The sequence below is a fragment of the Xanthomonas sp. NCPPB 1067 genome, assembly GCF_020783795.1.
Lineage (GTDB): Bacteria > Pseudomonadota > Gammaproteobacteria > Xanthomonadales > Xanthomonadaceae > Xanthomonas > Xanthomonas melonis.
The window spans coordinates 185,707-200,297 of the sequence record NZ_JAJGQG010000001.1; the positions used below are offsets into that span (position 1 = coordinate 185,707).

Consider the following 14,591-nt stretch of genomic DNA (forward strand, 5'->3'; position numbering starts at 1 on the left):
ACTTATTTACAGCATTGCTAAAACTGTTTTGTCAAATAGTTGCAGCTGGCGCACGGTGCGGGTCCGGACACACCAGGAACCCCCATGTCTGCCACCGCCTTCGCCTCACGCCCCACCGATCGCGCCACACCCGGTCTGTCGTTGACCACCCAGGTCGTCGGGCAGGCCGAGTTGTTGCCGCCGGCCGCCTTGGCCCTGCTGGTTTCGCTGCATCGTGCGATCGAGCCCGGCCGGCAGCAGCGTCTGGCGCAGCGCCGCGCGCGCCAGGTGGCATTCGACGCCGGCCAGCTGCCGGACTTCCGCGACGACACCCGCGCCATCCGCGCTGGCGACTGGCGGGTGGCCCCGCTGCCGGCCGCGCTGCTGGACCGCCGGGTGGAGATCACCGGCCCCACCGATCCGAAGATGGTCATCAACGCGCTCAATTCCGGCGCCAAGGTGTTCATGGCCGACTTCGAGGATTCCACCGCGCCGACCTGGCGCAACCTGCTGGCCGGCCAGCGCACCCTGGCGGAAGCCGTGCGCGGCGATCTGAGCTTCGACGCCCCCAACGGCAAGCACTACGCGCTGCGCCCCGAAGCCGAACGCGCGGTGCTGATCGTGCGCCCGCGCGGCTGGCACCTGGACGAAAAGCATGTGCACATCGACGGCCAGCCGCTGGCCGGCGGCCTGTTCGATGCGGCACTGTTCGCCTTCCACAACGCCCGCACGCTGCTGGCCAAGGATCGCGGCCCGTACCTGTATCTGCCCAAGCTGCAGAGCATGGAAGAAGCCGCGTTGTGGGACACCGCGCTGTCGCACATCGAAGCGATGCTGGGCCTGCCGCATGGCCAGATCAAGGTGACCGTGCTGATCGAAACGCTGCCGGCAGTGTTCGAGATGGACGAGATCCTGCATGCGTTGCGCGAACGCATCGTGGGCCTCAACTGCGGGCGCTGGGATTACATCTTTTCCTATCTGAAGACCTTCCGTGCGCACCGCGACCGCGTGCTGCCGGAGCGCGGCCAGGTCACCATGACCCAGCCGTTCCTGAAGGCGTATTCGGAATTGCTGATCAAGACCTGCCACCGCCGCGGTGCGCATGCGATGGGCGGCATGGCCGCGCAGATTCCGATCAACCACGACGAGGCCGCCAACGAACAGGCCATGGCCCGCGTGCGTGCCGACAAGCTGCGCGAAGTCAGCGCCGGTCACGACGGCACCTGGGTGGCGCATCCGGCGCTGATCCCGGTGGCGATGAAACTGTTCGACGAGCACATGCCCACCGCGCATCAGCAACATGTGCTGCGCAACGATGTGCAGGTGACGCGCGACATGCTCATCGCCCCTTCGCCCGGCACCATCACCCGCGCCGGTTTCGAAGGCAATGTCGAGGTCTGCGTGCGCTATCTGGCCGCCTGGTTGGACGGCAACGGCTGTGTGCCGATCCATCACCTGATGGAAGACGCCGCCACCGCCGAGATCAGCCGCGCGCAGCTGTGGCAATGGCTGCATCACGGCCAGCATCTGGACGACGGCACTGCCATCGATCAGCAACTGTTGCAGGCGACCTTGCGCGCGCTGCCGGCCCGGCTGGGAACCGCCAGCACGCTGCCCGGCGCCGCCCGCATCGACGAAGCGATCGCGCTGCTGGAACAGCTCAGCCAGGCCGACGAACTGGCCGATTTCCTCACCGTTCCGGCGTACCGCCTGATCGACTGATCGCATCGCTGCAGCGGTCTGAATGCTGCAGCGCTCACCGCAACGCTCCACGCCGCCCGTTGCGCATTGCGCGCAACGGAAGGCTTCGCCATGCCGCGTGCATCGCATGCGCGCCGTTCCTTCCTCGTTCCATCCGTCGTACCTCTTCAGGAGAACGCAAGATGAGCACTGCACTGCAAAGCGCCGAACACCTGCAGCAGGACTGGGCCAGCAACCCACGCTGGGCCGGCATCACCCGCAACTACACCGCCGCCGACGTGGTGCGGCTGCGCGGCACCGTGCATGTGGAACATTCACTGGCGCGGCTGGGTGCCGACAAGCTGTGGACCTCGTTGCATGCCACGCCGTTCGTCAATGCGCTGGGCGCGTTGACCGGCAACCAGGCCATGCAGCAGGTCAAGGCCGGCCTCAAGGCGATCTACCTGTCCGGTTGGCAGGTGGCGGCCGATGCCAATCTGGCCGGCCAGATGTATCCGGATCAGTCGCTCTACCCGGCCGACTCGGTGCCGGCGGTGGTCAAGCGCATCAACAACACCTTGCTGCGCGCGGATCAGCTGCATCATGCCGAAGGCGACGACAGCGTCGATTTCCTGCAGCCCATCGTGGCCGATGCCGAAGCCGGTTTCGGCGGCGTGCTCAACGCCTTCGAACTGATGAAGGCGATGATCGAAGCCGGCGCCGCCGGCGTGCATTTCGAGGACCAGTTGGCGTCGGTCAAGAAGTGCGGACATATGGGCGGCAAGGTGCTGGTGCCCACGCGCGAGGCGATCGAGAAGTTGAACGCCGCGCGCCTGGCTGCCGACGTGCTGGGCGTGCCCACCGTGCTGATCGCCCGTACCGATGCCGAAGCGGCCGATCTGATCACCAGCGACGTGGACGCCAACGACCGCGCCTTCACCACCGGCGAGCGCACCGTCGAAGGCTTCTTCAAGACCCGCAACGGTCTGGATCAGGCCATCAGCCGCGGGCTGGCGTATGCACCGTATGCCGATCTGATCTGGTGCGAAACCGGCAAGCCGGATCTGGAGTTCGCGCGCGCCTTCGCGCAGGCCATCCACGCCAAGTTCCCGGGCAAGTTGCTGGCCTACAACTGCTCGCCGAGCTTCAACTGGAAGAAGAATCTGGATGACGCCACCATCGCCAGGTTCCAGACCGAACTGGCGAGCTACGGCTACAAGTTCCAGTTCATCACCCTGGCCGGTTTCCATGCCTTGAACCACAGCATGTTCCAGTTGGCGCATGGCTACGCGCGGCGGCAGATGAGCGCGTTCGTCGAGTTGCAGCAGGCCGAGTTCGCAGCGGCGGACCTGGGCTTCACCGCGGTCAAGCACCAGCGCGAGGTGGGCACCGGCTACTTCGACGCGGTGACCCAGGCCATCCAGCAAGGCCAGTCGTCGACCACCGCGCTGCGCGGCTCCACTGAGGAAGAGCAGTTCCACGGCGACAAGGCGGCCTAGCCTGCAGCAGGCCGCCGGTGTATCGCCCCCCGGGAGGGGAAGGGGCCTGGGAAAACCGGGCCCCTTTTTTTATTGCAGCACCCGTCGTTTTGTCTCGATGGTGCTGAGAATTTGCGTGATCTGGTGCTGAACAGACGGCTACGGTAGGATTTGTCCAAGGGCTGACGTTGCAGGCCGGCCTTGGGGATCGGGATGACATGCCACAACACCGCTGGCGCAGTCGAGCCAACGGGAAGCGTTGCCAGAACGCTTTCCGACGGGCTGCATGCGTCGATGACTGCCGAGGAGCTGGCGTTCTTCACTCGTTTCGGCCGTATCTGCGATGTCGTCGCCGGCAAGGTGTTGTTCGAGCGCGGCGCGGTGGGCACGCAGATGTTCATCGTGATCAGCGGCCAGATCGATCTGGATTTCGGTGAGGACCTGATGCTCAAGCATCTGGGGCCCGGCGAGTTCTTCGGCGAACTCGGCTTGCTGATCGGCGATCACGCACGCAGTGCCAGCGCCAGCGCCTCGATGGACAGTCGTCTGATCGAACTGACGTACGACGATTTCCAACGCCTCGTCGATCACGACCCCTCGATGGTGGCGCATTTCCTGCGCCGCTCGATCGTGCGCGTGGTCAACAACGAGCAGTTGCTGATCCGGCAGTTGCGTCGTCGCAACCACGATCTGGAAGCGGCGCTGGACAATCTCTACGTCACCTCGCACCAGCTCAACCACACCGAAGAACTCAGTCGCACCGACGAGCTCACCGGCCTGCACAACCGGCGCGGTCTGGCGCTGCATCTGCAGGAATGCCGGCGCGCAGGCAACGTGCCCGGCGTGGGCCTGATCCTGATCGACTGCGACCGTTTCAAGCGCATCAACGACCAGTTCGGCCACCTGGCCGGCGACCGCGTGCTGCAGAACGTGGCGCATGCGCTGCGTTCGGTCATCGCCGACGGCGATCTCGCCTGCCGGCTGGGCGGCGACGAATTCTGCGTGCTGGTTGCGCACGGCGCCCCGGAGCTGGTGCACCACATCGGCGAGTGCATCGTGCGCGCAGTGGAAGCGCGGCTGTGCAATGGCCAGAACGAACAAGGCTGTTCGGTCAGCGCAGGCCTTTGCATGATCGACGCGGATGCGTCCTGGAACGACTGGTACACGCTCGCCGACAGCGCGCTGTACGAGGCCAAGCGGCTTGGCGGCAACGTCTTGGCCCTGCACGGTGCGTCCATGCAGGGCAGCGCAGCGGCACCGGGTAGCCGCTGAACGATGGGCGCCCGCACCCACGCACGCAAGGATGCGTCGTCGGAAGCGATCCAGGCGCCGCGTCTGCGTACCTTGTTGCTGACCGACCTGTGCGATTCCACTGCACTGGTCGAGCGTATCGGCGATAACGCTGCCGCCGTCCTGTTCCGCGAGCACGATCGGCTGGTGGTCAAGCTGCAGCAGCAGTGGCGTGGCCGCCTGATCGATCGCTCCGACGGCCTGCTATTGCTGTTCGACCGCCCGATCGACGGCCTGGGTTTCGCACTGGATTACGCCCGTGGCCTCAAGACGATGAGCGATGCGCACGCGCAGGTGCTGCGCGCGCGACAGGGCTTGCATGTCGGTGAGGTACTGACCTGGCGCAACAGCGATGAAGCGGTGAGCATCGGCGCCAAACCCCTGGAGGTGGAAGGTCTGGCCAAACCGACTGCCGCGCGTCTGATGTCGATGGCGCGGCCCGGCCAGATCCTGGTCTCTGCGGTTGCAGAATCCTTGACCCACCGCGCCGCACGCGAACTGGGCGAGCGCGCCGAACGCCTGTTATGGAAGTCGCACAGCCGCTGGCGTTTCAAGGGCGTGCCCACGCCGATGGAAATCTACGAAGTCGGCGAAGTGGGCCTGACCCCGTTACGCATGCCGAAGAACTCCGCCAAGGCCTGGCGCGACGTTCCGCTCTGGCGCCGGCCAGCGGCGTTGGTCGCCGAGATTGGTGTCGTCCTGGCGGTGGGCATCGCCGTCTGGTTGTTCATTCGCCCGCAGCCGGCGATCGCCTTTGCCGAACGTGACTGGGTGGTGGTGGGAGACCTGCATAACCTGACCGACAGCGCGATGCTTGACGAGCCCCTGCAGCAGGCTCTCAGACTGAGTCTTCAGCAATCCAAGCACGTCAATCTCGTTTCCGAGAAGCGCGCGCACGACATGCTCGAACTGATGAAGCAGAGCGACCGCGCCAAGGTAGACCGTGCGCTCGGCGCGCAGGTGGCCATGCGTGCCGGAGCGAAGGCGTTGATATTGCCCAGCGTCGCCGATATCGGGGGAAATCTGCGTTTCACTGTCGAAGTAGTGGATCCCGCAACCCAGGCAACGGTGTACATGTACAAATCGGAGGGCCGCGGACAGCGTTCACTGCTCGCATCCGTCGATACCGTGAGTGCCAACCTGCGCGAGGGGCTCGGCGAAACGCTTGCGTCCATCGAGGCCAATTCGGCGCCATTGCCGCGTGTGTCCACCGCCAACATGGATGCATTGAACGCATTCGCACTGGCCCAACGCGAATTTGGTGTCGGCCATTATCTGCGTGCCCGTGACTATTACCTTAGGGCCGTCGAACTCGACCCGACGTTCGCCTTGGCAAATGTCGGCGTGGCGCGCTGCTACTTCTACCTGGAAAAAACCTCGGTTGGCTTACCGTATCTCGAAAAGGCATTGAGCCTCAGAGCCAAGCTGCCTCCGCGCGAACAGGTCTATCTGGATGCGTGGTATGCGCAGATCAAGGATCCGGCAAACGCCTACGAAAAATGGATGCAGATGGCCAATCTGTATCCGGACGATTTTGCCGCAGCCGAGAACACTGCGTACGCGCTGGAAGTTCGTAACCGGTACGCAGAGGCGTTGGTGTATGCCAAGCGTGCAGCGGCGTCGCGTTACGACTTCGATCCGCTGTCGCTCGAGCTGGTTGGGCGCATGCAGTTGGCATTGGGCAAAACCAGGGAAGCACTGGGAACCTTCCGGTCGGCCAGGGCCTCCGGATTGGCATCGGCTGCGGTGTGGGAGGCGGTGGCCTTAGCGGTGCTGAGAGACTTTCCGGCCGCCCATGCCTCGTGGCCTGCAGAGGGGCGCCTGGACGTCGCGTATTTCGATCAGGTATCCATCTACCTTGACGAGCATCGCAAGGACAAGGCGCTGCCGGAAATGGAGCGCATTTCCAATGCGATCGATCGCAGCTCATCGCGTTACTCACAGTCCCTGGTCGCCAAGGCATCGACACAATACGCAAACGGCGAGCACGCCAACGCTCTGCAGACCATCGAATCGGCCGTGCCGGTGGCGCTCGCAGGTATTGCAAACAGCGAAGAGGGCGTTGCGCAGCGTACGGATGCGGTTGTTGCGGCATCCCTCGCGCTCATCGGACAGCGCATGGGCAACGGTGAAGTCGCCAGGGAAGTATTGAAAACGCTGTTAGCCAGGCCAGCATTGGCAACGATGCCTTCGGTCGCCGAAATGGTCGTGCTCATGCAGGCGCGCGCGGCACTTCTGGAAGGGCATGCGCAGGAAGCCGTTCAACTCTTGAAGCCACGGATTGATGGAAACGAGGCTTACCAGTTCCACGTGGTTCTCAAAGAAGCTTACACCGCGCTGGGAGATCACCAATCTGCTGCCAGCGAGCAGACCTGGTTGAAAGCGGCACACGGCCGGGCATATGCAGAGTTCGGTGGGTGCGGCTGGTGCCAGCAGCCATTGAACGTCTTCGATGCGGCAATGGCGGACGGCAAATAGCGTCGCTACCTGCCGTCGCAACCTTACTTCTTCAGCTGTGGCGAAGAACCCGACGGCACGTTCAAACGGATGGGCTGCATGTTGGCCGCTGAAGTCAGGCTGGCCTGGATGTCGTCGCGTGCCTGCGCGATGGTGGCCTTGTCGGCCAGCGTCTCGACCTTGAGCCGGGAAGCCATCAGCTCGACATCTTCGGAGGGGTAGCCGACCTGCAGCAACGCTGCCTTGGTGTCGGTCTTGAACAGCTCCCGGAAGGCATCGTCGGTTGCCAGAAGGTCAAGTAGCGTGTGGGCTGCTTCCGGTTGCAGTGGGGTTGGGAGTTCGTTGTTTTCGTTCATGCTGGTCACTGATGGGAAATCTTCAAGAAATCTAATTCCAGACCGTTAGAAGATCAATCTTCGATAAGAGCGTTGGACCATGCTGGTGAGGCGGTGTGCGGTTGTCTATGTTGAACCTAGGGAACGGATAGGGATCGATCTGCTGGATCTGTGTGCGGGCGGGGCGGGTGCTTCGCGGACCCGGGAGTGGGTTGCGCTTGCACCGCACCTGGGCGCGGAGTGCGTACTCACCGATGATGAAATGCTCTCGCTGGGTCGCAGCAGCCCTGGCCAGTGGCAACGACAAGACGTGGTTGGAGAGCCGCCGGTCGTGCAGTCGTTGTTGGACAAGGGCTTGTTGTTGATGGAAAGCCCGAGCCCGAATGCGGTGCACAGGCGCGACCAAACGCAACGGAAGAGCCAGTGGCATCCTCTGGCAGCCACGTATCACGCTTTTACTCGATGGGACAACGTGGACTCCGCACAAGCGGCCAAGGATGCGGGAGCCGAAACCGCCGCAGCGATGCTGAAGGCGTTTGGCCCGCCTCCCCCCGAACAAGTATCGCGCGGTCGCCCTGACCGGATCGCACTGACGCGGGGTGCCGATGGACACCTGGACAAGTTATTACGCCAGCGCACGACCTGCAGGAACTTCGACGCCGATCAGCAGATGGAATTTGCAGATTTCTCAAAGGTAATCGAGCGCGCATTCGCCGCAAATGCGGTGTTGCAAGCAGATGCGGAGACTGTTTTTCTCAAGCGATCCAGTCCATCAGGCGGAGGCCTGCATCCAATGGATGCTTACTTGATCATCAGGAACGTATCCGGGATCGCCGATGGGGTGTACCACTATCTTCCGATCGATCATGCACTGGAGCCACTGCATGTGGAAACGTCGAATCTGCAAGACGTGGTGCTGACCATTCTTGCAGGACAGGACTGGTTTTCCGGGGCACAGGTGATCGTGGCACTGTGCCCTCGGTACTACCGGAACTTCTGGAAGTATCGCGTACACGCCAAGGCATATCGCGCACTCAATCTGGAGGCGGGGCATTTCTCGCAGACGCTTTACATGGCGGCCACAGAGCTGGGGCTGGGGGCGTTCGTCACCTGCGCAATCAATGAGGTGCAGGTTGAAGACTTGCTTGGGCTGGAGCCCATCATGGAGGGCGTTCTAGCGGTGTGCGGATTTGGTATCCGCGCTGATGTCATGCAGACGATGGAGCTGGACCCCAACAACGAAGTGTGGGCCTGCCATTAGCCGGTCGCCGGCGGACTACAGGCCGATTCAATGAATGACATCGATGAGCCGGCGACAGGACGTCGCCGGCCATAATGACGCCGATGCTTGTGCGGTGCCCCGATACGGCTACCGCCGAATCGCCTGCGTATGCGTCTTCAGCGCCTCGCTCAGGCTGGTCACCTTGTCGGCGCCTTCCGGGACGCTGATGCTGGAGCCTTCGAAATCCGTGCCGATCGGCTGCACGCGGCCACCCAGGCATTGGCCGAGGAAGGCTTCGGTCACGGCGTTGAAGGCCTTGCTGTTCTCCGGACGGCGGAAGCCATGGCCTTCGTCGGGGAACAGCACGTAGGTGGCCGGGATGTTCTTGGTCTTCATCGCGTTGACGATCTGGTCGCTTTCGGCCTGCTTGACGCGTGGGTCATTGGCGCCCTGGCCGATCAGCAGCGGTTTGCTGATCTTGTCGACATGCGAAAGCGGGGAGCGCTCGGTGAGCCACTGCTTGCCGGCTTCGGTGGCGGGGTCGCCCATGCGCCGGGTCAGCTGTTTGTAAAAGCTGGCCCAGTACGGCGGTACGGTGCCGAGCAAGGTGTTGAGGTTGGCCGGGCCGACGATGTCCACACCGCACTTGAAGCTGTCCGGCGTAAAGGTCATGCCGACCAGCGTGGCATATCCGCCGTAGCTGCCGCCCATGATCGCCACGTTGTCGGGAGTGGTCACCCCTTGTTTGACCGCCCATTGCACTGCGTCCACCAGGTCGTCGTGCATCTTGCCCGCCCACTCGCCGTTGCCGGCATTGGTAAAGGCCTTGCCAAAGCCGGTGGAGCCGCGGAAGTTGACCGACAGCACGGCATAACCGCGGTTGGCCAGCCATTGCTGATAAGGACCGTAGCCATAGCTGTCGCGCGCCCATGGGCCGCCATGCACGAACAGCACCAGCGGCACCGGCTTGTCGGCCTTGCCGTCGTGATTGGCATCCGCCTCGGCGGGCAGGGTGAGGTAGCTGACCAGCTTGAGGCCGTCGCGCGCGGAGAGTTCCTGCGGCCACATCGGCACCAGCGGCTTGCCATCGAGCGCCGGGCGAGCGGAGAACAGCTTGGTGAGCTTGCCGCCGGCGCCGCGATCATAGCGATAGTAAGTCAGCGGGGTCTCCGCCGCCGAATAACTGACGATCCAGATGCGGTCGTCCAGGGTGCGGGCGGCCACCTCGGTATCACCGTCGCCCAGCGACTTGAGCTTCTGGAGATCGGCCGCAATGCCGGTGTCCAGCGGCTTCCATTGCTCACGCAGGTACTCGCTGGAGACCGCCTGTACCGCACCGGTCTTCGGATCGTTCAAGGTGGTACCGACATCGGCGTGCGGGTCTTCGAACAGCAGCGTGCGCGCATTGCTGGTGGTGTCGATGGCAAACAGTGCGGCAGTATCGCGATTGCGCGAGTCCTGCATGTAGAGCGTCTTGCCGTCATCGGTCAGCCCATTGGGCGAGGTGCTGGTGACATCCTCGAACGGAATGCGGTCCACGCTCTTCCAGTGCTTGCCATCGGGCACCAGCAGTTCCCGGCCGGCATCGTCGGTGGCGCGGGTGGCGTAGCGTAGCTGGAAGTCGCCATCGAGCAGATAGGACTCCAGTTGATCGGCATTCTGCCGCGCCAGGGTGCGCTTGCCCGAGGCCAGGTCCACCCGGTACAGGTCATGCCATTTCGGGTCGCGGTCGTTCATGCCGACCATGATCGCGTCGGGATGCTGCGCGCTGATCCTGTACAACTCCGCGCTGGTTTTCTTGAACGGGGTGAGATCGGTGCTGCTGCCATCGGTGAGATCCACCGAGTACAGATGAAAGTCCTCATCGCCGCCGGTGTCGCGCAGGTACAGCAGCGTATTGGCCCGGTAGGTCCAGAAATAGGAGCGGATGCCGCGCGCGGTGTCCTTGGTGATGGCGCGCGCCTGGTCCGGTGCCTCCGCCGGCGCGACCCAGATATTGAGCACGCCGTCCAGCGGTGCCACCCAGCTGAGGTATTTGCCGTCCGGGCTGATGCTGACGTTGGCACGCTCGGGGTTGCCGAACAGCGCATCGCGGGTGATCAGCTCCGGCTGCGCTGCCGGTGCCGCCGCTGCCGATGCAGGGGCTGAATTCTTGGCGTCCGCAGGTGCGGGCTTGTCGCTGCAGGCAGACAACGCGAGCAGCATGCTGGAAACGAGGAGCAGGCGTTGCATGAAGCCTCCGGTGGAAAGACGGCCAGGCCAGCCGCCTCATCACGCTAGATGCACGCGTCAGGTTTGCCGACGTGCCGTTGGTCATCCCGGCTGCCGCGCTACGCAGATACCGACACGAATTCCACCAGCGCGGCGCCATCGGCCACCAGGTCGCCTTCGGCAACCAGATAGCGCTGCACCGTGCCGTCGCTGGGGGCATGCAGGGTGTGCTCCATCTTCATCGCCTCCAGCACCACCAGCGGCTGCCCACGGGTGACCGGCTCGCCGATCGCCGCGGCCAGCGAGACGATGCGGCCAGGCATGGGGGCGGTCAGCCCGCCGGCATCGTGCGCGGGCTGATCGGCCTCGATCAGCGCATCGTGGTGATGGAACACTACCCGCTGCGTGGCACCGATCAGGATCAGCGCGGTGCCATCGTGCAGCGCCTGGATGCGCCATTGCCGGCCATCCAGCTCCACGCGTAACTCGCCATCCTGCGCCCGGTAGCGCAGCGTGTGGGTACGGCCTGCCTGCGTCACCTGCCAATCGTCGCCATGCCGGTGGACGCCCAGCTCGCGGCGTTCGCCTGCGGCTTCCAGCTGCACGCGGTGCGTGGCATGCATACCGATCCGCCAGCCATCGTCCGCCTGCCAGGGCGAGAACGGGTCGGCCGGATCGGCCGCGGGCCTGGGCAGCGCGGCGGCGATCAACACGGCGGCAAGACTCCACCATGCCTGATCCGGTGCCTGCGGCGCCGGGAACAGAGCCGCCTGCTCGCGTTCGATCAGGCCGGTATCCAGATCGGCGGACGCGAATGACGCGGTGCCGATCAGCCGCGCAAGAAACGCGCTGTTGGTGGTGACGCCCACCGCATGCACCTGCGCCAGCGCCGCGCGCATGCGTGCCAGCGCCGCCGGGCGATCGACATCCCAGACGATCAGCTTGGCGATCATCGGGTCGTAATACGGGCTGATGGTGTCGCCCTGTTCCACGCCGGCATCCAGGCGCACATGCGCGCTGGTGGCCGGCAGCTGCAGCTGACGCAAGCTACCGGTGGAGGGCAGGAAGCCGCGGTCGGGATCTTCGGCATACAGCCGCGCTTCCAGCGCGTGCCCGTTGATCTGCAATGCGTCCTGGCGGCATGGCAGCGGCTCGCCGGCGGCCACACGCAGTTGCCACTCCACCAGGTCGGTGCCGGTGATCAATTCGGTCACCGGGTGCTCCACCTGCAGGCGGGTGTTCATTTCCATGAAGTAGAAATCGCCGTCCGGGCCGGCGATGAACTCCACCGTGCCGGCGCCCACATAGCCGACCGCGCGTGCCGCATCCACCGCCGCCTGGCCCATCGCAGCGCGGCGGGCTTCGGTCATGCCGGGCGCTGGCGCTTCTTCCAGGACTTTCTGATGCCGGCGCTGCACCGAACAGTCGCGTTCGAACAGATACACCACGTCGCCATGCGTGTCGCCGAAGACCTGGATCTCGATATGCCGCGGGCGTTCAACATACTTTTCCACCAGCACATGCGCATTGCCGAATGCCGATTGCGCCTCGCGTTGGCAGCCGGCCAGCGCCTGCTCGAACTCGGCGCTGGCGTCGACCCGGCGCATGCCCTTGCCGCCGCCGCCGGCGCTGGCCTTGATCAACACCGGGTAGCCGATCGCATCGGCCTGCGCGCGCAGGAAGGCAGGTGTCTGGTCATCGCCGTGATACCCCGGCGTCAACGGCACGCCAGCGCGCTGCATCAGCGCCTTGGCAGCGCTCTTGTCGCCCATCGCACGGATCGCTGTCGGTGGCGGCCCGATGAACACCACCCCTGCGTGCGCGCAGGCTTCGGCAAAGCCTGCGTTTTCCGACAGGAAGCCGTAGCCGGGATGGATGGCCTGCGCACCGGTGGTCTGCGCCGCGGCGAGGATGGCCTCGCTGCGCAGATAGCTCTGCTGCGCAGGCGAGGCGCCGATGTGCACTGCCTCGTCGGCCAGCCGCACATGCCGCGCATTGCGGTCGGCGTCCGAATACACCGCCACCGTCGCGATGCCCAGCTTGCGGCAGGTGGCGATGACCCGGCAGGCGATCTCGCCGCGGTTGGCGATCAGGATCTTGTCGAAGGGGGGCTGGCGCGTGGTGGTGACGGAAGCTTGCTGGGTCATCGGATCGGTCTCTGCACATCGCCGGCGTGGCCGGTGCTCGTGCGATCAGGTGGTGCGATCGAAATGCGGCGGCTGTGATCTGGCATGCAAGCCATTGTTGCAAGCAGCGCGGGAAGTCCTGGCGGCACGGCAGATGCCCGCTCGGGACGGGTCCGCCTGCGCACGGACCCGCTCACATCCGGAACACGCCAAAGCGGGTCGCCTCGATCGGCGCGTTCAGTGCCGCCGAGAGTCCCAGCCCCAACACCCGGCGGGTATCGGCCGGGTCGATGATGCCGTCGTCCCACAGCCGTGCGCTGGCGTAGTAGGGATGGCCTTGCTGTTCGAACTGCGCGCGGATCGGCGCCTTGAAGGCGTCCTCCTCCTCGCCCGACCATGCGCCACCCTTGGCCTCGATGCCGTCGCGGCGCACGGTGGCCAGCACGCTGGCGGCCTGTTCGCCGCCCATCACGCCGATACGCGCGTTCGGCCACATCCACAGGAAATTGGGCGAATACGCGCGGCCGCACATGCCGTAGTTGCCCGCGCCGAACGAGCCGCCGATCACCACGGTGAACTTGGGCACCTTGGCGCAGGCCACCGCCATCACCAGCTTGGCACCGTCCTTGGCGATGCCGCCATGTTCGTATTTGCGGCCCACCATGAAGCCGGTGATGTTCTGCAGGAACACCAGCGGAATGCCACGCTGGGCGCACAGTTCGATGAAGTGCGCGCCCTTGAGCGCGGACTCGGAGAACAGGATGCCGTTGTTGGCGATGATGCCGACCGGGTAGCCATGCAGGTGCGCGAAGCCGGTGACCAGCGTGTTGCCGTAGCGCGGCTTGAATTCGTCAAGACGCGAGTCGTCGACAATGCGGGCGATCACCTCGCGCACATCGAAGGGTTTGCGCGTATCGGCGGGTATGACGCCATACAATTCGTCGGCCGCATGTCGCGGCGGTAACGGCACTCGCAGCGCCAGCGATGCAGGCGGCTTGCGCCAGTTGAGCTGCGCGATGATCGCGCGCACGCGCGCCAGCGCCTGCAGATCGTTGTCGGCGAAGTGATCGGCTACTCCGGAAATGCGCGTGTGCACATCGGCGCCGCCCAGCTCTTCGGCGCTGACTTCCTCGCCGGTGGCCGCTTTGACCAGCGGCGGGCCACCTAGAAAGATCGTACCCTGCTCGCGCACGATCACCGTTTCGTCGCTCATCGCCGGAACATACGCGCCGCCAGCGGTGCACGAGCCCATCACGCAGGCGATCTGCGGGATGCCTTGTGCGGAGAGATTGGCCTGGTTGTAGAAGATGCGCCCGAAGTGATCGCGGTCGGGAAACACCTCGTCCTGCAACGGCAGGAACGCGCCGCCGGAGTCGACCAGATAGATGCATGGCAGCCGGTTCTGCTGCGCGATCTCCTGCGCACGCAAATGCTTCTTTACCGTCATCGGGTAATACGTGCCGCCCTTGACGGTGGCATCGTTGGCCACGATCACGCATTCCACGCCCGACACGCGGCCGATGCCCGCCACCACGCCGGCGCAGGGCACCTGGTCGTCGTACATGCCATGCGCGGCCAGCGGCGCGATCTCCAGCAGGGCGCTGCCCGGATCCAGCAAGGCATCGATGCGCTCGCGCACCAGCAATTTGCCACGTGCGCTGTGCTTGGTGCGCGCGGCCTCGCTGCCGCCGAGCGCGGTCCGCGCCAGCGTATGGCGCAGATCGTCGACCACCGCACGCATCGCGGTGGCATTGGCCTGGAAGCTGTCGCTGCTGACCTGCAGCTGGCTGGTGATCACGCTCATGGTGGCTCC

Annotated in this window: 9 protein-coding genes; 5 read left to right on the forward strand and 4 right to left on the reverse strand. The window is 64.7% G+C overall.

Going from position 1 to position 14,591, the window contains the following annotated elements:
- Window positions 1–84 precede the first annotated feature (84 nt).
- From aceB to LL962_RS00795, 4 genes are all read left to right on the forward strand, one after another.
- Window positions 85–1,701 carry a malate synthase A gene (aceB, locus tag LL962_RS00780; protein WP_228315527.1) on the forward strand — a complete coding sequence of 539 codons (1,617 nt, stop codon included), beginning with the start codon at window positions 85–87 and terminating at the stop codon, window positions 1,699–1,701.
- 161 nt (window positions 1,702–1,862) lie between these two features.
- Window positions 1,863–3,158 (forward strand): isocitrate lyase, encoded by a 1,296-nt coding sequence (gene aceA, locus LL962_RS00785; RefSeq protein WP_104588943.1) that lies wholly within the window; start codon window positions 1,863–1,865, stop codon window positions 3,156–3,158.
- 192 nt (window positions 3,159–3,350) lie between these two features.
- Window positions 3,351–4,409 carry a GGDEF domain-containing protein gene (locus tag LL962_RS00790; protein WP_228315528.1) on the forward strand — a complete coding sequence of 353 codons (1,059 nt, stop codon included), beginning with the start codon at window positions 3,351–3,353 and terminating at the stop codon, window positions 4,407–4,409.
- A 3-nt stretch (window positions 4,410–4,412) separates the two neighbouring features.
- Window positions 4,413–6,905, forward strand: a complete 2,493-nt coding sequence (locus LL962_RS00795) for a putative peptide modification system cyclase (RefSeq protein ID WP_228315529.1) — start codon at window positions 4,413–4,415, stop codon at window positions 6,903–6,905.
- A 23-nt stretch (window positions 6,906–6,928) separates the two neighbouring features.
- Here LL962_RS00795 and LL962_RS00800 read toward each other — a convergent pair whose 3' ends face one another.
- Window positions 6,929–7,240 (reverse strand): NHLP-related RiPP peptide, encoded by a 312-nt coding sequence (locus LL962_RS00800; RefSeq protein ID WP_228315530.1) that lies wholly within the window; start codon window positions 7,238–7,240, stop codon window positions 6,929–6,931.
- A gap of 79 nt (window positions 7,241–7,319) precedes the next feature.
- Here LL962_RS00800 and LL962_RS00805 point away from each other — a divergent pair, with 79 nt between their 5' ends.
- Entirely contained in the window at window positions 7,320–8,480 is a 1,161-nt protein-coding gene (locus LL962_RS00805; RefSeq protein ID WP_228315531.1) for a putative peptide maturation dehydrogenase, read from the forward strand.
- Window positions 8,481–8,588: 108 nt separating this feature from the next.
- On the opposite strand, the gene LL962_RS00810 is transcribed toward LL962_RS00805, so the two are convergent.
- The 3 genes from LL962_RS00810 to LL962_RS00820 all read right to left on the reverse strand — a co-directional run bounded on the left by LL962_RS00810 (window position 8,589) and on the right by LL962_RS00820 (window position 14,582).
- Window positions 8,589–10,673: a S9 family peptidase gene (locus LL962_RS00810; RefSeq protein WP_228315532.1), complete on the reverse strand. Its 2,085-nt coding sequence runs from the start codon at window positions 10,671–10,673 to the stop codon at window positions 8,589–8,591.
- A gap of 98 nt (window positions 10,674–10,771) precedes the next feature.
- A complete protein-coding gene (locus LL962_RS00815) occupies window positions 10,772–12,799 on the reverse strand; it encodes an acetyl/propionyl/methylcrotonyl-CoA carboxylase subunit alpha (RefSeq protein WP_228315533.1) in 2,028 nt (675 codons plus the stop codon).
- A 172-nt stretch (window positions 12,800–12,971) separates the two neighbouring features.
- Window positions 12,972–14,582, reverse strand: a complete 1,611-nt coding sequence (locus LL962_RS00820; RefSeq protein WP_228315534.1) for a carboxyl transferase domain-containing protein — start codon at window positions 14,580–14,582, stop codon at window positions 12,972–12,974.
- Window positions 14,583–14,591: the final 9 nt, after the last annotated feature.

Excerpts from the sequence above, each read along its gene's own strand:
- LL962_RS00795 (WP_228315529.1), top strand. The coding sequence starts at position 4,413 with ATGGGCGCCCGCACCCACGCACGCAAGGATGCGTCGTCGGAAGCGATC.
- LL962_RS00805 (WP_228315531.1), top strand. The coding sequence starts at position 7,320 with ATGCTGGTGAGGCGGTGTGCGGTTGTCTATGTTGAACCTAGGGAACGG.
- aceA (WP_104588943.1), top strand. The coding sequence starts at position 1,863 with ATGAGCACTGCACTGCAAAGCGCCGAACACCTGCAGCAGGACTGGGCC.
- LL962_RS00810 (WP_228315532.1), bottom strand. The coding sequence starts at position 10,673 with ATGCAACGCCTGCTCCTCGTTTCCAGCATGCTGCTCGCGTTGTCTGCC.
- LL962_RS00800 (WP_228315530.1), bottom strand. The coding sequence starts at position 7,240 with ATGAACGAAAACAACGAACTCCCAACCCCACTGCAACCGGAAGCAGCC.
- LL962_RS00820 (WP_228315534.1), bottom strand. The coding sequence starts at position 14,582 with ATGAGCGTGATCACCAGCCAGCTGCAGGTCAGCAGCGACAGCTTCCAG.
- aceB (WP_228315527.1), top strand. The coding sequence starts at position 85 with ATGTCTGCCACCGCCTTCGCCTCACGCCCCACCGATCGCGCCACACCC.
- LL962_RS00790 (WP_228315528.1), top strand. The coding sequence starts at position 3,351 with ATGACATGCCACAACACCGCTGGCGCAGTCGAGCCAACGGGAAGCGTT.
- LL962_RS00815 (WP_228315533.1), bottom strand. The coding sequence starts at position 12,799 with ATGACCCAGCAAGCTTCCGTCACCACCACGCGCCAGCCCCCCTTCGAC.